Raw genomic sequence first — 22,091 nt, forward strand, 5'->3', positions numbered from 1 at the left:
GGCCCGCTCAGAAATCCCGGGTGTAGAAAATATCCAGGGAAGCTGCCAGGCCGCTGGCAGCTTCCAGATAGAAATACCGGCCAAGGTCGTAACGCAAGGCAACAGTGGTGATCGGCTCAAAAATACCCACGCCGTAGCGAATACTGAGCTCGTCGGTCAGGTAGCCACTGGCAACCACTGCAGACTCATCTCCGGAGCCCTCCGCTTCCAGCATCAGATTTCGTATGCCGAGCTCTTCACCAAGCCCCTGCGTGACCTTGTTGGCCTGGGTCAGCCCAAGTGAAATGGCGGCGCGACTCATCTGCCCCTCGTCACCCCTGCTCTGGGGGGCCCGGCCCAGGATGACATAGGATAATGCATCCGTCTGGGGCATCTCCGGTTCTGAAAACACTTCGGTCTGAGGAGAACTTACCGGGCCACTGAGCCGTATTCCCGCCACTACGTTGTCTACACGTCGGATAGCTTCGATGTCCAGGTACGGCTCTGTCAGCGGCCCTACAAACATCAACCGGGCCCTTCGCAGCTCCAGTTCCTGACCGTAAGCCTCATACTGGCCCTCAACCAGCCGCAGTTCACCACGGGTGTCGATATTGTTACCGATACGCAGGGTGCCCTCGAGGTTGCCGGTGACGCCAAAACCATTGAAACTGACCCGATCATCACCGACCACCACCGTCACATCCATATCCAGGGAGCGTAAACCACCCTCTTCCTTTTCCGCACCGACGATCACTTCGTCTTCCGAGACCGAAACTGCCTGCGCGGGCAGCTCCCTGATCTCGATCTCGCCGCGGGGAACCTCCAGGCGGCCGGTTATCGCAAGGTCGCCCCCGCTATAGGTAACGGTAATATCCGGAACCAGTTCTACGCGGGCGTAAGGGTCATAGCTGAACGGCAACCGGTCACCGGTGAGATTGATCTCTATATAGGGCTCCGCGAACCAATCCAGCCCCCCCTTGATGTTGCCGGTACTGCGCTCGTTGCTGCGCCAGCGGCCGGAAATATCCGCGGAATACCCATTCAGCTCCACGCTTACCACCATATCTTCCAACGGTATGGGCAACTGGGGGTCGGAAATCCGTCCGCCGGTCAACGCTATTTCACCCTTCACAGCCGGTTTCATTAGAGGGCCGGAAAGCCTGCCCTCGCCATTGAGTTCGCCCTCGACCACTTCCAGCCCAGCAAAAACTCCGGCCATCGCAATGTCCAGGCCCTGAACCCGGAACTGGCCATCCACCTCACGCTCTCTGTCGTTCGGATCAACCGCCATTGACACCGAGAGGTCACCCAGCCCGGGGCCCTTAAGCTCCACATTCAGTTCAGCGATGTCACGTTTCAACCGAAGCGCGGTAGTGAAGGTGTCATAACCCAGGGTCTGCCATTCGTCCCTGACCATAACTTCAAACTCACCGGCTCCAGCGTCCAGTGATACCTCACCATCAGGCCCGTCGTCGGTCATGACCAACTGGATGTCTGCGTTCAACTGCGCATCCCAGCGGAGCGTTTCAGGCATTAGCGGCGCCAATGCAGTGGTCGGGAAGTTCTCCACCCGATAGGCAATGTCCTGGGTAGGGAGCAGCGTCTGGTCTTGCGCACATACCGAGGCCTGTTGCCATTGCCAGCAATGGTTGCCGAAAGTCAGTCTGCCGGTTTCGGTATACTCCAGCGCTGCTGGTCCTGCCAATGTCCATTGTTGACCCTGTTCCGGAACATCAACGCGCCCCTGCTCTACAGCACCCTGCCAGGTGTTCCAGTTCTCGCCAGCCTTACCCGCAAATACCAGCCCGACCTCAGCCTCCTCATGAACGGCATTAACGTCTAGCTGGTGATTATCCCGGGTGCCTGACAGACCCAGCGTCAAAACCTGCAGCAACTGCTCGCCGTACCGGAGTTCGCTCGCTTCGACATCGGCACTGACACTCAGCCCTTCCCCTAGGTTGGCGTTCAGGTCCAGCTTGGCCAGGCTCAGTTCCTGCCAGGCCAGATCGGAACCGGACACACTCGCGCTGCCTTGAGGCTGCTCGGGTGTGCCGGACATCGAAGCGGTTCCGCTCAGCGAACCTGCCAGGCCGGGCAGGAAGGTTTCCGGAGAGGGCATCTCCACGCTCAGGTTGCCCTCGATCTCACTACTCCACTGGCCACTGCCGGTGACCCGGTTATCGCCCACCTGAAGTTCCAGGCCAGACACCGCCCAGGCCCCGGTGTCACTGTTCAGCGCACCGCGAACCAGGGCGTCATTGGACTGCCAGGTGCCTGAAAGATCCCACTCCGCCTCTATGGTTGGCTTGCCACTTTCTGGCATTCGCCCACTGGTTTTGACATTACCGTTCAGGCTCGCCTCGAGAACCGGCAACCAGTAGCCGGGGTTGAAACCGTCCAGTTCCAGTTGAGCATCCCATGCCAGCTGGTCTGCAAAGGCCACATTCCCCTGCCCACCGAGAAACCCGGCGCCTGTGTTCACTCGCAAGCGACTGATATTTAACGATTCCATATCGCCATCCAGCTCCCCGGACAGGTCAGCCTCCCCATGGGGGCCATCGACGCTGGCTTCGACACTCGCCTGATAGGCACCGGACTGATAGCGAACCTCACCATTCAGTTGGCGAAGGGAAACCGGTGGTTGCTCAAAATCCGGAATCAGGCTGTACCAGGGGAAGGCTTCCAATGCGACCCGGGCATCCAGCAAGAAGGCCTGCTGCCAGTCCATGCTTCCCGTCACCGATGCGTCTCCGGTCTCGGCATCGCCGGTTCCCGGCGCCGAGAGCAAGAGGTTCAGGTCTTCCACTCCGGCCGTTGTCACGAGACCTTTTAACGTAACCGCAATATCACCGGCGGTGCCGGGCAACGAGGTACGGGAATCGGAACGAAAACCGTTTTCGAGGCTCCCCTTCAATGCAACGACGGTGTCCTGAAGAACCAGGGTTTCAGGCAACCCCTCTGCGGGAATAAAACTCGGAGATTCCACAGTCAATTGTGCAGGCAAGGCACTGTCCAGAGGCGCCACTCGACCGGAAAGTGTGGCCTCCAGATAACCCGTGCTTGTCCCCCGCACCCTCATGTCTGCAGCACTACCAGTCAGATTGAGAGCAAGGTTCCAATCCGGCCCGTAGGGGGGCGGCAGACGAACTCCCACATCAAGAGCCAACGGCCAGTCGCCGCGTGTCTGCACCCGGCCGGACGCATCAATTCCGATATCATCACGGGCGAAGGTGAGGCTCTGCAGGTGCCAGTCCGATCCGGAGCCTTCGGCCCGCACCTGCAGATGATCCCAGATCTTGCCGTCATTCAGAGTGAAAGTGCCAAGATCTATCTCCCTGACCGCCAGGCCAAGCGGAAGGTTAATGCCAGGAAGTTCAATATCGTCGTTTTTCTTCTGCTGATCCGCCGACGGTTGCAGCGTCAGATCTATGGTTTCTACCCGCAGGGTTTCAAGGCACAGCTGCTTGCTGAAAAGACAGGTAGGCGACCAGTCAACCACCGGAGCCTCCAGCCGCAGACCCACACCGTAGCCCTGCCACCTCAACCACTGGGCCTGCCACTGCCCCAGCAACGAGCCCTGCCCCTGCTCTACTTCCAGACCGGGAATCTGGTCAATTACCCAGGCCGTTCCAGTCTCCGAGCGCAAGGCCAACAGCAGTGCCCCGATCAGGATCAGAGGCAGCAGGATTATGATGGCCAGCGCAATCAGCAGGCCATTCCTCAGACGCTTTGGCTTATGGACCTTTTCCGCTGGAGCGTCACTCATAACTCTGGCCCCATGGAAAAGTGAATACGCCACTCCCCACCAAATTCCGGGTTCAGCCCTTTTGCGACATCCAGGCGCAGAGGCCCCACCGGGCTTATCCAGCGGATACCGAGTCCGACGCCCGTTGCCAGGGGGTCCGCCAGATCATCAATGGCGTTGCCTTCATCCACAAAGGCAGCTACACGCCAGTTGTCGGCAAACTGATACTGATATTCAGCACTGCCGACCATCAGGTAACGCCCACCAACAGCGACATCGTCATCATCTCGCGGCGACAGAGTTTCGTAACCATAACCCCGGACACTCTGATCACCACCGGCAAAAAACCGCAACGAGGGCGGCACGTCGGAAAAACGATTGGTTGCTACTCCTCCAAACTGGAAGCGGGTCAGGAAGCGATGGTTATCCGCCAGCGTATACAGCCCCTTGACGAGAAAATTCACATGAACAATGTCGACGTTCGACAGTACGGCCCGGTGGGCACCGGTTACATCAAACTGAATCCGATAACCCCGGGACGGGTCCAGAGGCGAATCTGCATGCAGTTTCGAGTAACCTAGCCCGGGCAACAACAGGCTGCTTTGCTCGGTCTCATCATCGCCAATCCGGTAGCGTTCCCCCTCCCACCGCAGGGAAGCCACCTGTAACCAGCCATCGTCGAGCTGGTGCTTCCACTGCTGGCCGAAGGTCAGCAGTTCCGATTCAACGTCCTCTATATCCTCCCGCTGGTAACCGGCGGACAAACGGATGGAATCTGTCATGGGTGGGTCCAGGGGCAATTCGTACCATGTGCTGAGGTTCTGGCGTGGTGCGGAAAGTTCGGTTTCGACGCCACGGCGATGTCCCATGGGGTTAATCCAGTGCTCCCGCCAGTTACCCCGCAGACGTGGCCCCACGTCGGTAGAAAAACCGATACCGGCGGCCACCGATCGGGGTGGGCGTGTGGTCAGCCCGACATTCACCGGAATCGCCCCGTCCTCAGCGGCGCCGGGAGAGGCATCAATATCCACTCCGGAAAAATAGCCACTATTGGATAAATCCGTGTTGAGCCTGGCGATCTTGTCAGCGTGAAAAACTTCACCCGGTTCGAAACGCACAAACTGTTCAAGGAGCTGCTCCTCGAATCCATGGCCTTCGCTGAAACTGACCTCGCCCAGCCGGTAACGTTCCCCGCTGCGATAAATCAGAGTGATATCCGCCACCCTATTTTCAGGGTCTACTTCCAGCTTGCGGGTAGTGAACTCGCCATCAAAATAACCCAGTCGACTGGCGCGATTCTCGATAGTCTGGCGCAGCGAACTGTACTCACCGTGATTCAGTACATCTCCCTCAGCCGGTTTCTGCGGCAGGGACCCCGTAAAACCGGGATCTTCACTGGCCGGGCCCTCAATCTCCACCTTACGGGAACGGACACGCACCGGCTCACCCGGCTGCACGGTAAGAACCAGGCGCGCAGGCTCTTCATCCTCACCGGGTGGTTCGATAATTTCCCACTGGATAACCGGATTGTAGTAGCCGAGGGCGCGAAGAGCGTCTTCGACCTGGGTTTCGGCAGTGCCGGCGTAGCGCCTCAGACTGTTGGCCGTGCGGCCTTCGACTTCACCAACGAACGCCTCCGCGTTGTCCTGCAACTGCGGATAGTCACCATCCACCTTGATTTCCACCTGCTGGGCCCGGGACAACGCGGGAATGGCCCAGAAAACCAACCAGAGAATCAGGAGCCGACGGTTAACACGAGAACTAATGTGGGGGAGCATCCTGCAGCGTTACTTTCGTCAGTGAGTTTTAGTCAGTGTGTTAACGGGCACGGTATCAACCGGAGTGTAACGGGTAGAGGCACGGTTAATCCATGGCTATTGACCATCTTGCCTGCCAGTAATGTACGACATGCCAATGGCGTCGGATCGGCCCGGGCCCATGATCAACAAACAACAACCGCTCCTGATCGCCAGCAGGCGAACACAGGCAAGTGCAACCGAGGAGACAGCAGATGACACGGGACCCAATGGGCTTCGCCCTTTCCATGATGAACCGGCTTGCCGCGAATCCCTTACTGGACCGGTTTGGTCTGCGTGCCCCGCTTGAAAGAACCGCCTATCACGGAACCCGAACCGGGTTTCGTGCACTCGCTTTCGCCGGACGGGAGTTCCGTCGTGTCAACGACTGGCTGCCGAGGAAACGTCTGCCCAAGCGCGACCCGACTGAGCTGTTCGATCTCTCACTGACTGACGACCAACGGATGATCACCGATCTTCTTGGCCGGTTTGCCCGTGACGAACTCAGACCAGCTGCTGCCCGTGCCGATGAAACCGGGCAGATACCAGACGATATCCGCACAGCCTCGGCCGAGTTGGGGTTGGCCCTGTATGCGATACCAGAAGCATTCGGCGGTGTTGCGGAACACCAGTCCCCGGTGACCAGTGTGTTGATCGCCGAACAGCTGGCCTGGGGTGATATGGGGCTGGCGACAGCATTACTCGCGCCTTTCAGTGTGGCCCAGGCGATCACTCGCTGGGGCACCGGTGAACAGCAAAGCCGCTACCTGCCGGCATTCTGTGGTGACGAGCCCCCGGTAGCGGCAATCGCCATCGATGAACCCATCCCCCTGTTTGACCCCTTCACCGTGCAGACGTCGGCCCGGAAAACGAATACCGGCTATACCCTTAACGGCCTCAAAAACGCTGTTGTGCAGGGCGAAAACGCGGAACTCCTGCTGGTTGGGGCTGAACTTGAAGCACAACCGAGGCTGTTTATCGTGGAAGCAGGAACGCCGGGCCTTGGCGTTAAACCCGACCCGACGATGGGACTCAAAGCAGCGGGACCAGCCAGATTGCTGCTGGATAATGTTGAAGTACCGGCCGACGCCCTGCTGGGCGAAGAAGACTTCGACTACCAGGCCTTCCTCGATTGCGGCTCACTCCTTCGCTGCGGGCTGGCCATCGGTGCCACCCAGGCAGTTCTGGACTACGTCATTCCTTACTGCAACGACCGCGTAGCTTTCGGCGAGCCCATCAGCCATCGCCAGTCCGTTGCTTTCATGATCAGTGATCTGGCAATCGAGACTGACAGCATGCGCATGCTTACCTGGCGAGCTGCCAGCCGTCTGGAACAGGGCCTTCCAGCTCACCGGGAAACCGCCCTGGCAAGACTGCTTTGCAACGAAAAAGCAATGGCGGCCGGCACTAACGGCGTGCAACTGCTGGGCGGCCACGGTTTCGTCAAGGAACACCCGGTGGAACGCTGGTACCGGGATCTGCGCTCCGTTGCCACCCTGACCGGGGGCCTGCACGTCTGATTGCTTTTCGTCACTCCAGTTATCAACCGCTCATCACCCCAGCCAAAGCGAGCAGAACGACATGAATCTCGAAATACCCAGAAAATTTACTCCACTGATCAACCAGGCCCGACAAGTCGCCCGGGAAGTGTTCCGCCCGATCTCCCGCAAATATGACCTGGCGGAGCACGAATACCCAAGGGAACTGGACATGTTTGCCTCCATCATGGACGGCATGAACGACGGCGCGGCCGATGGTGGTACTGGTGCCGGAAAGCTCGCCCGCTCCGACACCAACGGGGGCGCTGGCAACCGCAACGGCATCAACATGAAAACCGTGCTCGGGTTGACCGAACTCTGCTGGGGCGATGTGGGACTGGCGCTGTCCATTCCCCGCCAGGGCCTGGGCAACTCTGCCATCGCTGCCGTTGCCAATGACGAACAACTGGCCCGCCTTGGCAACACCTGGGCGGCCATGGCCATCACCGAACCCGGCGCCGGCTCTGACTCCGCCGCCATTCGCACCACTGCCACCGAAGACGGCGACCACTACGTTATCAACGGCGAGAAAATCTATGTCACTGCCGGCGAACGCGCTGACGCCGTCGTAGTCTGGGCCACCCTGGACCGCAACAAGGGCCGCGCCGCCATCAAATCCTTCGTGGTGGAAAAAGGCACGCCCGGCATGACTGTGGAACGCCTGGAGAAAAAACTCGGCATCCGCGCCTCCGACACCGCCGCCATCCGCTTCGACAACTGCCGCGTGCCCCTGGAAAACCTCCTGGGCGACCCGGACATCAGTGTCGAAAAAGGCTTCGCTGGTGCCATGCAAACCTTCGACAACACCCGCCCTGTCGTCGCCGGCATGGCCATCGGCGTCGCCAGCGCCGCCCTGCAAAAAACCCGCGAGCTCATCGCCCTTACCGGCATTGACCTGGAATACCACCACCAGACCTGGACCCAACCCGCCGCCACCCGCGAACTCCAGCTCATGGAAGCAGAACTCGAAGCCGCCCGCCTGCTCACCCTTCGTGCCGCCTGGATGGCCGACAACGGCCTGCCCAACTCCAAGGAAGCCTCCATCGCCAAAGCCAAAGCCGGCCGCGTCGGCAACGCGATCACCCTGCGCTGTGTCGAACTCTGCGGCAGCCTCGGCTACGGTGAAACCGAACTGCTGGAAAAATGGGCCAGGGACTCCAAAATCCTCGACATCTTCGAAGGTACCCAGCAGATCCAGCTGCTGATCATCGCCAGGAGATTACTCGGTAAGTCGTCGGCGGAGCTGAAATAAGCTAACCTGTGTGAAAGCGTCGAAAAATCAGGCAGGTGCAACAAGTCCTGACCTGGACGGCGAACAGCACAGAGCCTGACGCAAGTTCCGGGTGGAGCCTTCCCAGACCGTGCATTGCCAAGGATGGCAATGCCGAGCCCCCATGGATGGGTTAACGGCGTGTCTGGGGAGGCTCCATCCGGAACTTGCCAGCACCCAAACCCGCAGTCCCGGATCACTGAATGCTGAAAGTAAACCGAGAAAACCTGAAAACCAGCCACCAACTCATCTGGTTCGTCATAGACTTCCTGATGCTCGGCCTGCTCATTATCAACCTGGCCTTCATCATCTTCGACTCCATCTACAACTTCGTCGCCATCCAGAACCTACTGGAAGAAAATGCCCCGGTCATAAAAGATCTTTACCACCCCATCCACGAGAACTTCATCTTCTACGACCTCATTTTCGTCGGCATTTTTCTGACCGAGTTCATCGTACGGTGGGGCTACGCCATCAAGGCAAAGGTTTATGACCGCTGGTATTTTTACCCCTTCATCCACTGGTACGACATCGTAGGCTGCATTCCCGTCGGCAGCTTCCGCTTCCTGCGGATATTGCGGGTGATCTCCATTGTCTACCGCCTGCACCAGTACAAGGTCATCGACTTCACCCAGACCCGAACCTTCCAGTTCTTCAACTTCTACTACGAAGCCTTCATGGAAGAGCTCTCCGACCGGATCGTCATCAAGGTACTCTCCGGCGCCCAGGAAGAAATCCGTCGCGGCTCCCCGCTGTTTGACCGCATCCAGAACGACATACTCTATCCCAGACGGGACATGCTCTCAGACTGGATCTCACAACGCGTGGCGGAAGCAGCGCAGGAAGGCTACGTGCCCAATCGCGGCGCCCTGCGCAGTTACCTGGAAACCCGTGTGGACAATGCCCTCAAGCAGAATCTCGAACTGTCACGGCTGAAATATCTGCCGGTCGTCGGGCCCACCATTCAGGAAACCTTGGAGGATGCTGTAGGGGACATTGTGGCCGACGTTATCCACCAGATTCTGGAGGACCTGGCATCGGCCTCCAACCATGCTTTTATTGAAGACATTGTGAATGTATTTCTGCCATCGCCGGATGAACACGGCAGGGAAGAGGCTCCGAACGAAGCGCTGATCAATCTGATCATCGAGATACTGGACGCTGTGAAATCTCAGGTGAAGGTCAAGCACTGGCGATCTGAATTGACCTGATCCGTACCGGAAAACAATAACGAGGACACAATGAAACCATTGCATTACCGTTCCGCCACCGAACTGGTTAGCGACCTCAAGGACGGCAAGCTAACTAGCCTGGAAGTTACCCGGGCTTTCCTGGACAGAATCCGACAGCACAACGGCACCATAAACGCCGTTGTGACACTGGATGAACAGAATGCTCTGGAAAGCGCCCGGAAGGCGGACGAAGCCCTGGCACGGGGGGAAGCTGGCGGGCCTCTGCACGGCTTGCCTCTCACCCTCAAGGACACCTGGGAAGTGGCGGGCATGGCCTGTACCGCAGGTGCCCCGGCGCTGAAAAATCACATACCGGACAAGCATGCCGATGTGGTCAAGCGACTGGAAGATGCCGGCGCCATCATCCTGGGAAAAACCAACGTCCCCATCTACGCCACCGATCTTCAAAGTTACAACAAGCTCTTTGGCGTCACCAATAATCCCCACAACCCGGCCTATACCCCCGGCGGCTCCTCCGGTGGCGCCGCCGCGGCCCTGGCAGCGGGAATGACACCCCTTGAAGTGGGCAGTGACCTGGCCGGTTCCATCCGCACTCCGGCCCATTTCTGCGGTATTTTTGGCCACAAACCCTCACGGGCGCTAGTCTCCTTCCGGGGTCATATTCCGGGGCCTCCGGGCACGGAATCGCGCCCCGACCTGGCCGAGGGCGGCCCACTGGCACGTTCAGCCAGGGACCTGGAACTGCTACTGAACGTGATTGCCGGCCCTGGAGAGCGGGAACGCACCAGCTGGCAACTTGCCATGGTTCCGGCAGCCATGGAATCGCTGGAACAGGCCCGTGTAGGGCTCTGGCTGAAAGACCCCCTATGCCCGGTTGATGATGAACTGGTCACCGGCTACGAGCAACTGGGCCGCGACCTGGAAAACCGGGGCGCGTTGGTAGCCGAAGCACATCACAACCTGTTGAACCTGGAGCACATCCTGCCGGTCTATTTCAACCTGCTGGGCAGCCTGCTGAGTACCTCCATGAAGCCGGCCCAGCGGCGGCAAATGAAGTGGATCGCCCGGCTGGAAAAATGGCTACATTTTTTCGGGCCGGTGACGGCCTTTATCGGCGAATATGGCCGCGGAGTAAACCAACCCGTTTACCAGTGGATGGCATGGAACGAAACCCGGGAGAAAATGCGGGCGGAAATTACGTCGCTGTTTGAGCAATTCGATGTTCTGCTGACTCCGGTTACGCCCACGACGGCAATTCGCCACGATCACACCCACCCGGTTTTCAAACGGCAGATTACCGTCGCTGGCCAACCCCGCGCCTATATGGACCAGTTCTGCTGGATTGCCCTGGCTACCCTGCTGGGCCTGCCCGCAACCTCGGTACCCATCGGTAGAACGAAAGACGGCTTGCCCTTCAACGTACAGGTGATCGGAGCGCCGGGAATGGATCTGACGACCATACGGTTTGCGGAGCTGCTGGAAGCAGGTGGCCTTGCCGGCTTCCAGCCCCCACGAGATCTCAGCCATTAATCATGAAGTGTACCCAGATACTTGCGCCATAGCCCAGGGCAATTGCCGGGGTCCATTTCAGGTGGCTGAGAAAGGTATACTGCCCCCTCGCCTGCCCCATCAGGGCGACACCGGCGGCTGAACCTATGGACAACAGGCTGCCGCCAACGCCTGCCGTCAGGGTAACCAGCAACCATTGAAAGTCCGACATTGCCGGGTTCATGGTGAGTACTGCAAACATCACCGGGATATTGTCCACCAACGCCGAAATCACCCCGATCATGACGTTGGCAAACGTAGGCCCGAGGTCGCCATAAAGTGTGGCTGACATCATGCCCAGGTAACCAATAAAGCCAAGGCCGCCAACCGCCATGATGACTCCGTAGAAGAAAAACAGCGTATCCCACTCCGAGCGGGCAATGTGGGAAAACACGTCAAAGGCACGACGGCCCTGCGTCCGATCGCCCGAACTGTCTCCGGGTGGCGTTTCAAAGCTTTCGTTCCAGTGGTACTCCTCGTGGCGCTTGAGATAGAAACCAAAAACCTTCAGGTAACCCAGCCCCGTCATCATGCCGAATACCGGAGGGATATGCAGAAACTGGTGGAAACTGATGGCGGTGGCGATGGTCAGCAGGAACAGGCCGCAGATCACCAGCCCGCCCGGACGAATAACACTGTCGTAGGATTCAGGCAAGGATGGTTGTCCTTTCGGCAGGGCAAAGTGCATCAGGGCAGCCGGCACGAGGAAGTTCACCATTGACGGCAGCAGCAGCTGGAAAAAATCCTGGAACGGAAGAATGCCTTTTTGCCAGACCATCAACGTGGTGATATCACCAAACGGGCTGAACGCGCCCCCCGCATTGGCACCCACCACGATATTGATACAGGAAAGCGAGACAAAAGCAGCGCTGTCCCGGCCCACCGCCATCACCACCGCGCACATGATCAGTGCCGTGGTCAGGTTGTCCGCTACCGGCGAGATACAGAACGCCAGGATACCGGTAATCCAGAACAGGCGGCGGTAACCGTAACCCTTGCCCAGCAGCCAGATCCGCAACTGATCAAAAACGCCGCGCTCAAGCATGGCGTTTATGTAGGTCATGGCCACCAGCAGGAAGAAGAACAGTTCGGCGTATTCCAGGAAATTGTGACGGATCGCCTCCTCGACTTCGCCATTGGCTCCTGCGGCCCGATAGGTAATGGCTACCAGTACCCAGATCAGCCCTGCGGCGATTAACATGGGCTTGGACTTGCGCAGATGGATCCGCTCCTCCAGCATCACCAGAACATAAGCAAATCCAAAAATCGCCAGCGCCAGATAGCCTACCGGATGGTCAACAAGGTTCATGGAATCAACTCCAGTTCACGGCGAATTTCATCGGCCGTTGGCCGCAACTGGGCGAGTCCCTTGCTGGCACGCCGCTGTCCCAGGTAATACAGGATCGGCGATGCGATAAAGACAGAGGAACTGGTGCCAATCACGATGCCAAACAGCATGGGCAACGCAAAGCTTGATACCGCCGCTCCACCGGCAATGCCCATGGGCAGCAGGGCCAGGAAGGTGGTTACCGAGGTGAACACGGTACGGGTCAATGTGGAGGAAATACTCTCGTTCAACAGCTCCAGCATTGGCCGATCTGGTGCGATTCGCATATTTTCACGGATGCGATCGAATACCACTACCTTATCGTTGACCGAATATCCCATCAACGCAAGCAGCGCGGCAACCGCCGTCAGGTTGAACTCCACGCCGGCAAGGGCGAAGAAGCCAATGGTTTTGGTGAGATCCAGCGCAATGGTCAATGTGGCTGCCCAGGCGAAATGGGACTCAAAGCGGAACCAGAGGTACGCCAGCATACCGGCTCCCGCCAGCAGGATTGCGAGAATGGTGGCGTCACTAAAACTGCCGCTGACTTTCGGGCCGACCATGTCCACCTTCGGAAACTCCGCCCTTGGTTCCACCGAGGTCACTGCGGCTTTGAGTAATGCCACCTGCTCCGCCGTTGCCCCCGGCACGCCCTGTTCCGCCGGAAGGCGGATGAGGAAACGGCCATCAGCGCCGGCCTCCTGAATGGCTGCATCTTCGAGGTCTTGCGCCTGCAGAGTGGTTCGCAATTGCTCCACTGTTACCCCCTGAGCCTGCACCTCAACCACCGTACCACCGGTAAAATCGACACCGTACTTCAGTCCGGGCTGCACAAACAGGGCAACGGCCGCAATGGAAAGAATCGCCGACACCACAAGCCCCATCACCCGCCCACGCATGAAATTCACCCCGCGTTCGCCGAGGCGATCCAGCCAGGCAAGGCCGGAAATCACCAACGGCTCCCGCTCACGGCCCCGGATACGCCATTCCATTATCAGGCGGGTGACTGCAATTGCTGTAAACAGCGAGGTCACCAGGCCGATGCCAATGGTGACGGCAAAGCCCCGTACGGGCCCGCTGCCAAACAGGAAAAGCAGGCTGACGGCGATCAGGGTGGTGAAGTTGGAGTCCAGAATCGTCCTGTAGGCCTTGCCGAAACCTTCCCGCAGAGCCATCCAGGCCGGCTTGCCCCGACGGGACTCCTCGCGGATACGTTCGTTGATCAGGATGTTGGCATCCACCGCCATGCCAATGGTGAGGATGATTCCGGCGATGCCCGGCAGGGTCAGGGTGGCGCCCAGCAGGCTCAGTATCCCGAAGACCAGCCCGATGTTCACCGTCAAACCCACACAGGCGATCAGTCCCCAGCGTCCGTACAGACCCACCATGAAGGCAATCACCATGGCGGCACCGAGCAAACCGGTGGTCAGCCCCATGGCGATGGCGTCGCTGCCCAGGTCCGGACCAACTGTGCGCTCTTCCATCACATGTAGCGGCGCAGGCAAAGCGCCAGCCCTCAGCAACAGGGCCAGGTCGCTGGCATCTTTGGAGGTAAATGAACCACTGATCTCACCGCTGCCGCCGCTGATCACGCTGCGAATCACGGGAGCGGTGATCACTTCGCCATCCAGCACGATTGCCAGAGGTCGGCCGATGTTATCCCGGGTCATGTCCCCGAACAACCGCGCGCCTTTGTCGTCCAACCTGAAATTGACCACCGGCTCCCCGGTATCCGGATTGAAGGCCATATGGGCATCGCGAATGTGCTCGCCGGCCATCGCAACCCGCTGCTCGAGTCTGTACTGCCTGTCTTCCCGGGCGTCTGGCAGGGTGATCAGGGGGATATCATCCCGCGACGTATCCCGCGCGGACCAGTGAAAGGTCATTTTCGCGGTGGTACCCAACAAGTCACGAATCTCACCGGGGTCGGCAACCCCCGGCATCTGCACCAGGATGCCGTCACTGCCCTGGCGAGTGATGCTGGGATCCACCAGCCCCGTTTCATCCAGTCGCCGCCTGACCACTTCCAGACTGCGCTCCACCGCATCCCGGGAAATACTCTCCCGCCAGGACGCGGTCAGGGCTAGCACCAATCGCCCACCATTGATATCAACATCAAACCTGCGCGTGCCATCCGGCGATTCCATAGCCATCGTTCGGGCGAGGCTGGCGGCTTCAGGTGCCCGTTCTGCCTGTCGTACCGGTAGTTCGATACCTTTATCGGTAATCTGGAGACGCCCGTACCGAATGTCCACCTCACGCAGGGCGGTGGTCAACTCACCTGCAATCGCCTCATACTCGCTGGCAAACAGTTCCTGGATGTCGACTTCCAATAGCAGGTGTGAGCCACCCTGAAGGTCCAGCCCCAGGGAAACCGTGTTCTGCTGGTACCAACCCGGAAGAATTCCGGACAGCCTGGGGGAAAGAACGTTCGGCAACGCACTCAGCAACCCGAGCACAATCACCAGGCCGTAGACCACAGCCCGTGAACGCAATGATTTCATGGGTAATCCTCGAAGAAAACTGCACTAATCCTAATGGCTGCCATGTGCACAGCCTTGAATAAACGGAGGATTACGCCAGGGGTGGTGCGCGAAGAAGAGGATTCAGAAAGCGGGCAGTTGTCGCGGAATGCTCCGCGAACACCCCAATGGTACAGTCATTGCCACAGAAGCTGGCCAAGGAAACACGGGAGTCGTCGTGCCACCACTCGGGAAGGTCACCATCTGCCGCAGAAGCTTCGTCCTGGCAGCTGCTAGGCGCCCGGCAAGACTCGCTATGGCTGGCGACAACCATCTGACCAAGTGGGCCGATAAACCCATGACCAACGTGAGTGGCAGAGGCCTGCTGGTGGGTAACCGAAGAAAGGAAAACAAGCAGCAATGCCAGGAGTGGAAGCACTACCAGAGGCATTTTAAATCGACGGTGATCACGTTGGAGAAAATCGTTGTTCATGCTGCTGTCCCTGAGTACGCAAGAAGTTTCGCGTGCAGGCAGGAAATAGTCAACGAGATTGCTGGCCGGCTATGGAAAGTACCTAGTGCTCCGAAGCAGTGGCGGTGTAAAAGCCTTCCCGGAATGCAGAAAGGCCAGCATAAGCTGGCCTTTCTTAATTGGTAGCGGGGGCAGGATTCGAACCTACGACCTTCGGGTTATGAGCCCGACGAGCTACCAGACTGCTCCACCCCGCATCAAACTGGCTGTTGCCAGGGAACCCCTGATCAACGAGGTGCGCATGGTACGGGTAGAAACCGAGCCTGTCAAAGGGGAAAATGAAATTTTCCGCAGACTTACCGCTCCAGTATTGCCGTCACCCCTTGCCCGCCTGCGGCACAGATGGAGATCAGCCCGCGGCCGCTGTCTTTTTCTTCCAACAGCTTCGCCAGGGTGGCCACAATACGACCGCCAGTGGCGGCGAACGGATGCCCGGTTGCGAGGCTGCTGCCTTTGATGTTGAGTTTATTACGGTCAATGCTTCCCAAAGGCTTGTTCAGCCCCAGACGTTCCTTGCAGAACTCCGGATCTTCCCATGCCTTGAGGGTGGATAGTACCTGGGCGGCAAAGGCTTCGTGGATCTCATAGAAATCGAAATCCTGCAGCGTCAGCCCGGCCTTTTCCAGCATGCGCGGTACGGCATAGGTCGGCGCCATCAACAGGCCTTCCTTCTTGTCGACAAAATCAACCGCCGCCACTTCCGAGAAAGTGAGGTACGCCTTGATTTCCATGTTGTTGGCCTTGGCCCATTCTTCACTGGCCAGTAGCACGCAGGAAGCTCCATCACTCAGGGCAGTGCTGTTGGCCGCGGTCATGGTGCCGTTTTCGCGATCAAACACCGGCTTCAGTGTCGCCAGCTTCTCCAGGGTGGTGTCCGGGCGCAGGATGTTGTCTTTCTCAAGACCGGCCAGGGGTGTCATCAGGTCCTTGAAAAAACCTTCCTCGTAAGCTGCTGCCAGTTTCTGGTGGCTTTCATAGGCCAGCTGGTCCTGCTCGTCCCGGGGAATGGACCATTCATGGGCGGTGATCTGGCAGTGGCCGCCCATGGAAAGGCCGGTTCTGGGCTCACCATTTTGAGGGATTTCGGGCTTCAGGTGTCCAGGACGGAAGCGGCTGAGAATCTTCAGGCGCTCGCCAGTCGTCTTCGCGCGGTTCAGATCCAGCAGGATTTCCCGCAGCCCCTCGCCAACACCAATGGGAGCATCGGAAGTGGTATCTGTACCACCGGCGATACCGCATTCAATCTGCCCCAGGGCAATCTTGTTGGCCACCAGAATGGCCGCTTCAAGGCCGGTCCCGCAGGCCTGCTGAATGTCGTAGGCAGGTGTTTCCGGGGCCAGGCCGCTGCTGAGGGCTGATTCCCGGGTAAGATTGAAGTCTCTGGAATGTTTGATGACTGCGCCCGCAACAACTTCTCCCATACGCTGACCCTGCAGGCCGAAGCGATCCACCAGGCCTCGCAAGGCAGCCGTCAACAGCTCCTGGTTGCTTACCTTGCTATAGGCGGTATTGGAGCGGGCGAAGGGTATCCGGTTACCACCAATAACCGCCACCCGGCGAACGCCACTGTTGGCTGCAGCCGACTTTTTCGGTGCTGCGGTTTTCTTTTGGGTGCTTTTCGGTGCCTGTGCCATGATGTTGTCCTGTTTGAACGAGTGTATTCATTGCGTTGCAGTTTAGCGCCGAGGGGGCCTGGCTCATTGGCATCCCTGACAACAGTGTGGGAGCGTTGAGTCAATCCAAAAACGGCCCGATTCTTTAACCTGTACGCCGATATCCGTTTCGCAAAAGGAAAATGCCATGTCTGATCGTTATCTCAAATTCGTCAACACCCCGGTGGGCAGAACTGCCGCCCAGTCCCTGGGACTGCCCTCGCCTGTCAATCTGAAACGCTGGAAGCGCGCAGATCAGCCGTTTATCGAAGGCGATGTACTTATCGGGGCTGCTAACGGGAGCAAAGCCATTGCCGCCATAGGCGGCCTGCTGGGGGCCAGCCCTGCGAAGCTCTTCCATGCCAGTGCCTTTGATACTCTGAACGATTCTGCCAAAAGCGGCAACAAGGCCAAAGCGCTGCCGCTCAATACCGAGATAGACCACAAATTCTCAGCCCTGGTGTTTGACGCCACGGGCATGAAGGACACCACCGACCTGAGAGCGCTTTACGACTTCTTCCACCCTACCATCCGTAAGCTGGCAGGCAATGGCCGCGTACTGGTGATCGGACAGGACCCTGCCACCTGTCGCCAACCGGCCAAAGCCGCGGCGCATCAGGCACTGGAAGGTTTTGTGCGCAGCGTAGGCAAGGAAGTGGGCAAGAAAGGTTCCACGGCCAACCTGTTATGGATGGCGCCCGGCGCAGAAAAGCAACTGGATTCCAGTGTGCGCTTTTTCCTCTCACCCCGCTCGGCCTATGTGTCCGGACAGGTAGCTCGCATTGGCAAGAGCACAGACGCACCCGCCACCAACCCCGTTGCTCCGCTGACAGGGAAAGTGGCCCTGGTGACCGGTGCCTCGCGAGGCATTGGCGCCGCCATTGCCGAAACCCTGGCGCGGGATGGCGCCACGGTGATTGGCCTGGACATTCCGCCCGCCATGGAAGACCTGCAGAAGGTCATGAACTCCATTAAAGGCAAGGCCCTAGCCTGCGATATTACCGACGAGAAAGCACCGAAGCAGATTGCTGATTTTGTGAAAGATCACTTCGGCGGCATTGACCTGGTCATCCACAATGCTGGTATTACCAGGGACAAAACCCTCGGCAATATGCCGGAGCATTTCTGGGACATGACCATCGCGGTGAACCTGACGGCAGAGGAACTGATCGACGAGGAGCTGATGCACGGGGAACTGCTGCGGGAGAACGGCCGCATCGTGTGCATATCCTCTATCAGCGGTATCGCCGGCAACTTTGGCCAGACCAACTACTCCACCGCCAAGTGCGGCGTGATTGGCTACGTGGAAGCCATGGCGAAACAGGTGAAGAACGGTGTAACCATTAATGCCATCGCACCCGGTTTCATCGAAACCCAGATGACCGCCGCCATGCCCATCACCATCCGCGAAGCCGGCCGGCGCATGAACAGTCTCTCCCAGGGTGGTTTACCAGTGGATGTGGCAGAGGCCATAGCGTGGTATTGCAACCCGGCATCGAATGGTGTGAACGGGAATGTTGTTCGGGTTTGTGGGCAGTCGTTGATTGGTAAGTAGGAGATTGTCGGGAGTGTGGTGTCGGATTATGCGAAGCCGTAATCCGACAACCCAAGCACCTGGCTTGCAATAACACTTCAAGGGGAAAAATGGTGGGTGGTACTGGGATCGAACCAGTGACCCTCGCCTTGTAAGGGCGATGCTCTCCCAGCTGAGCTAACCACCCGGGAATAAAAATGGCGGAGCGGACGGGACTCGAACCCGCGACCCCCGGCGTGACAGGCCGGTATTCTAACCAGCTGAACTACCGCTCCGCATCAATCCCTGCCTGAACGGCTTTCGGGACCTGAAACCGGGCGGGGTAGCCCGGCGATGCTGAAAAGTGGTGGGCGGTACTGGGATCGAACCAGTGACCCTCGCCTTGTAAGGGCGATGCTCTCCCAGCTGAGCTAACCGCCCACTTTTACAGCACACTGGCGATTCAGCGTTGCTGTCTCGACCAAGTGAGACGCGCATTTTAAGCATTTGTCTGACGGTGTCAAATTTTTTCCCGGATTTTTATGCTTTTCTGGGCCGCTTTTTTTGCCTTGCGACTCAAGGCAAGCTCACTGACCCGTCGCTTGCGATCTTCGGGCAATGCCCGCTCCGCCAGCGAGCAGTTCAGATGGTCCAAACGCTTTCTGACACGCTCAATACTCCGGCCCATGTCGTTAAGAGCTTCGGGTAGAACGTCTTCAGAAAACCGACGAAACCTTTTCTGCAGGGAATCCTTCAGCGACATGTTTCAGTGACCTTGTTATGACTGACTATTAACAGTCTAGTAACCGGGTACGGAAACACCAGTTCATCACGGGCCTGAATGCCTGCTTCAGAATATCCACCAGCCACCATCGTCTTCCGCCTCTTCCCTGCGCCTGCGCTCCTGCTCCAGGGCGGCATAGTCCTGCTCCAGTTCCCGCAGCCTGCGGTCGCTTTCCAGCGGCACTGTAGGCCCGCCGCCAAATGCCCAGTACCAGGGCGCCTCTTCATACTTCCCTTCGGCTTTAAGGCGCTCTATCTCGGCTTCACGCTCCTCTTCCAGCAAAGCCAGATCGCGTTCATAGTCGCCGTCTTCATTCACCTCTACAATCGAAACGGCGGCATGATTCGGCGCCAGCAGATCGCTGTTGAGGAAACGGGTGGATACGATCTCGTCAGCCTGCATGGCGTATTCCCGCGTGACCAGTTGCAAGTCGCCTGCGGTCAGAGGATGGTCTTCAGCCAGCCCCGGGTGGGTGCTCTCAGGCCCTTCCAGTTCGTTATAACGCAGGTAGTAGATATTTCCCGGTTCCACCTTCAGCGTTGCATCTGCAATCAGGCTGAGACTGAACGAGTTCAGTCCCTCCAGCCCCAGCAGCGGCCGGCGTATAGCAATGTGACGCTCTCCCGGGGCAACTTCCAACCAGGTAAAGCTATCGTTGCGGATGTTGAAGTAATGGTTGTCGTCGATATAGACGCTCGGGGCCTCTATTTCATCAGCGGCCCACTGGGAATGGGTGCGGTAGAAATACAGAACCGCGTTGCTGCGATCCCACTGATCATTGTCTATGTGGACAAAATCATGCCCTGATACGGGGTGCAGAAATGAGCCTACGCTCTTGCCAATGGACTGGTAAACCGTGCAGCCGGAGCCAAGCGCCAGCAGCGAAGCCACAAACAGGGCTGCCAGAAAACGGGAAAGACCGGGAAAAAGAAATCGGGTTTTCATTGTTGTTCACTCTTCATCCTTTCGCGAGTTGTCCCGATCATAACAACTGCGAACTTGCGGAACTGAGAGCTACCGCAAGGGATGACTACAAACTGTTACAAAGCTCAACCGGGGCTTACTGCCCCGATATCCGCGACCGCAAGTCATTCACTTCCTCGGACAACCGGACAAGCCTCGATGTCAGCTGGGCACGGGAAGAATCAATGGAGGCTACCGTGCCCTCCAGCTCAGCCAGTTCGCTGCGGACAGCATTCAGCTGCCCGCTGCTGGACAGGTTGTCTGTTGCTTCTTCAAGTGCGGCAATCCGGCTTTCCAGGCCATCAATGGTGAGTTTCTGCTCACGCTCAAACCGGACCAACTGACGCTCCACCAGCTGATCGACCCTAGCAAGGGATTCGTCCAGACTGGTCAGCCTGGAGGCGTTCTCCTGGCCAGTCTCACGCACGGCTGTAATCTGCTTTTCAAGATCAGACTCGACCGCCTCCATTCGGGAGGCAACGTCGGTTTCCAGCTTTTCCACCGAGGCGGTCAGCGTGTCACGGGCACTCTTGCCCTCGTCGAGGTCTGCGCGCAGCGACTCGAGTTGCGACTCGTGGTCATCGAGTCGTTTCCGGTTGCGGTCATTGGCCACGCCCCAGAGCTTGGCTATTTCGCTGTCAACCGTATCCAGGCGCTCGCCCTGAGAGGCCAACTGCTCTTCCATGGACTGCCCTGTCTCCTGCAGGCTTTCACCGGTTTCGGACAGCTCGCCCTCAAACCGTGCCAGTGCCAGCTTGCTTTGACGTGCCCAGTAGTCTGCCTCTTCCAGCTGGCCTTCCAACATCTGGATTCGTTGCTCCTGCTGGTACCATCCGGCACCGGCGGCACCGGCAACTACAAGCAGGGCAATAGCCCACATTCCACCCCGGCCCGGGCCACCACCTCCGGGAGTTTTGCGCAGGCTGCCTGCAGGCTTGCTGGCGTCACCACCTCCGGCAGCGGCTCGCCTGGGTGCTTCAGGTTTTTTGTCCCGGGCTGCCTTCCCGCTATCCCGCGGTTCCCGCTGGGCAGACAGCCCCTCTTCCCGCTTGGTATCTGCGGTACCAGCACGTACTTCATCATCATCCGGACGGATCGGTTCCATAACAGCTCCAGGATATGGACGGTAAGGGTAACTAGGCATGATAATACCCGTACCTTGCAACGACGCAAAATGAGCGCCCTGAACGGCGTCTGCCGAAGGAAGGTTACATCATGATGCGTTTGCATGGTTACAGGGCCTTACATACAATGGCCGGCTTTCTCACACATCAGGACTGTTGCATATGCAGCCGCTTGTAGGACTCATCATGGGCTCGAAGTCAGACTGGCCCACCATGGAACATGCCGCCGGGATGCTGGACAAGCTGGGCGTACCTTACGAGACAAAGGTTGTCTCTGCCCACCGCACACCGGACCTGCTGTTTGATTACGCCAAATCCGCTTCCGACCGCGGCCTCAAAGTCATCATAGCTGGCGCAGGCGGTGCGGCCCATTTGCCGGGCATGGTTGCTTCTCAGACGTCACTACCGGTGCTAGGTGTTCCTGTCCAGTCCAAAGCACTCAACGGCCTTGATTCGCTGCTTTCCATCGTACAGATGCCCGGCGGCATTGCGGTTGGTACTCTGGCTATCGGCAAAGCCGGGGCCACCAATGCGGGTCTTCTGGCTGCGCAGATTATCGGTACTTTCAGAGACGATGTCCGTAAGGCTGTTGATGAATTCCGCGCGAACCAGACACAAACGATCCTGGATAATCCTGATCCCAGCGAGCAGTAGTCGGCCTGGGT

At 58.4% G+C, this 22,091-nt stretch carries 15 protein-coding genes and 4 tRNA genes; 6 read left to right on the forward strand and 13 right to left on the reverse strand.

Annotated elements, in window-relative coordinates; translation table 11 throughout:
- Positions 1-7 precede the first annotated feature (7 nt).
- Positions 8-3,745: a translocation/assembly module TamB domain-containing protein gene (locus FO268_RS00550; RefSeq protein ID WP_225316471.1), complete on the reverse strand. Its 3,738-nt coding sequence runs from the start codon at positions 3,743-3,745 to the stop codon at positions 8-10.
- Positions 3,742-5,502: an autotransporter assembly complex protein TamA gene (locus tag FO268_RS00555; RefSeq protein WP_191966773.1), complete on the reverse strand. Its 1,761-nt coding sequence runs from the start codon at positions 5,500-5,502 to the stop codon at positions 3,742-3,744. Before FO268_RS00555 ends, FO268_RS00550 begins: the two co-directional genes overlap by 4 nt.
- A 233-nt stretch (positions 5,503-5,735) precedes the next feature.
- Here FO268_RS00555 and FO268_RS00560 point away from each other — a divergent pair, with 233 nt between their 5' ends.
- The 4 genes from FO268_RS00560 (at position 5,736) to FO268_RS00575 (ending at position 11,051) form a co-directional block, all read left to right on the forward strand.
- Positions 5,736-7,040, forward strand: a complete 1,305-nt coding sequence (locus FO268_RS00560; RefSeq protein ID WP_150988065.1) for an acyl-CoA dehydrogenase family protein — start codon at positions 5,736-5,738, stop codon at positions 7,038-7,040.
- 61 nt (positions 7,041-7,101) lie between these two features.
- Positions 7,102-8,310, forward strand: a complete 1,209-nt coding sequence (locus tag FO268_RS00565) for an acyl-CoA dehydrogenase family protein (protein WP_150988068.1) — start codon at positions 7,102-7,104, stop codon at positions 8,308-8,310.
- Positions 8,311-8,531: 221 nt separating this feature from the next.
- The gene (locus FO268_RS00570; protein WP_150988070.1) at positions 8,532-9,539 is read left to right on the forward strand and encodes an ion transporter; all 1,008 of its coding nucleotides are present in this window, start codon (positions 8,532-8,534) and stop codon (positions 9,537-9,539) included.
- Positions 9,540-9,569: 30 nt separating this feature from the next.
- Entirely contained in the window at positions 9,570-11,051 is a 1,482-nt protein-coding gene (locus FO268_RS00575) for an amidase (RefSeq protein ID WP_150988074.1), read from the forward strand.
- Here the strand turns inward: FO268_RS00575 and nhaD are convergent.
- The 5 genes from nhaD to FO268_RS00600 form a co-directional block, all read right to left on the reverse strand.
- Positions 11,041-12,378, reverse strand: a complete 1,338-nt coding sequence (gene nhaD / locus FO268_RS00580; protein ID WP_150988076.1) for a sodium:proton antiporter NhaD — start codon at positions 12,376-12,378, stop codon at positions 11,041-11,043. The genes FO268_RS00575 and nhaD overlap by 11 nt on opposite strands.
- A complete protein-coding gene (secD, locus tag FO268_RS00585) occupies positions 12,375-14,900 on the reverse strand; it encodes a protein translocase subunit SecD (RefSeq protein WP_150988079.1) in 2,526 nt (841 codons plus the stop codon). The genes nhaD and secD overlap by 4 nt, the downstream gene beginning before the upstream one ends.
- 70 nt (positions 14,901-14,970) lie before the next feature.
- Positions 14,971-15,351 (reverse strand): hypothetical protein, encoded by a 381-nt coding sequence (locus FO268_RS00590; RefSeq protein WP_150988082.1) that lies wholly within the window; start codon positions 15,349-15,351, stop codon positions 14,971-14,973.
- A 159-nt stretch (positions 15,352-15,510) separates the two neighbouring features.
- Positions 15,511-15,587: transfer RNA gene (locus tag FO268_RS00595), tRNA-Met, on the reverse strand.
- 99 nt (positions 15,588-15,686) lie between these two features.
- Positions 15,687-17,024, reverse strand: coding sequence for an acetyl-CoA C-acetyltransferase (locus tag FO268_RS00600; protein ID WP_150988084.1), 1,338 nt, complete (start codon positions 17,022-17,024; stop codon positions 15,687-15,689).
- Between the two features lie 166 nt (positions 17,025-17,190).
- Between FO268_RS00600 and FO268_RS00605 the strand changes: the two genes are divergently transcribed.
- Positions 17,191-18,597, forward strand: a complete 1,407-nt coding sequence (locus FO268_RS00605; RefSeq protein WP_150988088.1) for a 3-oxoacyl-ACP reductase — start codon at positions 17,191-17,193, stop codon at positions 18,595-18,597.
- 90 nt (positions 18,598-18,687) lie between these two features.
- Here FO268_RS00605 and FO268_RS00610 read toward each other — a convergent pair.
- The 6 genes from FO268_RS00610 to FO268_RS00635 all read right to left on the reverse strand — a co-directional run bounded on the left by FO268_RS00610 (position 18,688) and on the right by FO268_RS00635 (position 21,407).
- Positions 18,688-18,763 (reverse strand) — tRNA-Val (locus FO268_RS00610).
- An 11-nt stretch (positions 18,764-18,774) separates the two neighbouring features.
- Positions 18,775-18,851, reverse strand: a tRNA-Asp gene (locus FO268_RS00615).
- Between the two features lie 69 nt (positions 18,852-18,920).
- A tRNA-Val gene (locus tag FO268_RS00620) sits at positions 18,921-18,996 on the reverse strand.
- A gap of 79 nt (positions 18,997-19,075) precedes the next feature.
- Positions 19,076-19,318, reverse strand: a complete 243-nt coding sequence (locus FO268_RS00625) for a hypothetical protein (protein WP_150988091.1) — start codon at positions 19,316-19,318, stop codon at positions 19,076-19,078.
- Between the two features lie 87 nt (positions 19,319-19,405).
- Complete coding sequence (locus FO268_RS00630; protein WP_150988094.1) at positions 19,406-20,284, reverse strand: DUF2846 domain-containing protein; 879 nt, start codon at positions 20,282-20,284, stop codon at positions 19,406-19,408.
- Positions 20,285-20,399: 115 nt separating this feature from the next.
- On the reverse strand, positions 20,400-21,407 hold the full coding sequence (locus FO268_RS00635; RefSeq protein WP_150988097.1) for a hypothetical protein: 1,008 nt from the start codon (positions 21,405-21,407) through the stop codon (positions 20,400-20,402).
- A 181-nt stretch (positions 21,408-21,588) separates the two neighbouring features.
- Between FO268_RS00635 and purE the strand changes: the two genes are divergently transcribed.
- Entirely contained in the window at positions 21,589-22,080 is a 492-nt protein-coding gene (gene purE / locus FO268_RS00640; RefSeq protein WP_150988100.1) for a 5-(carboxyamino)imidazole ribonucleotide mutase, read from the forward strand.
- Positions 22,081-22,091: the final 11 nt, after the last annotated feature.

This window comes from Marinobacter denitrificans, assembly GCF_008795955.1.
In the GTDB taxonomy this organism is placed as follows: Bacteria; Pseudomonadota; Gammaproteobacteria; order Pseudomonadales; family Oleiphilaceae; genus Marinobacter; species Marinobacter denitrificans.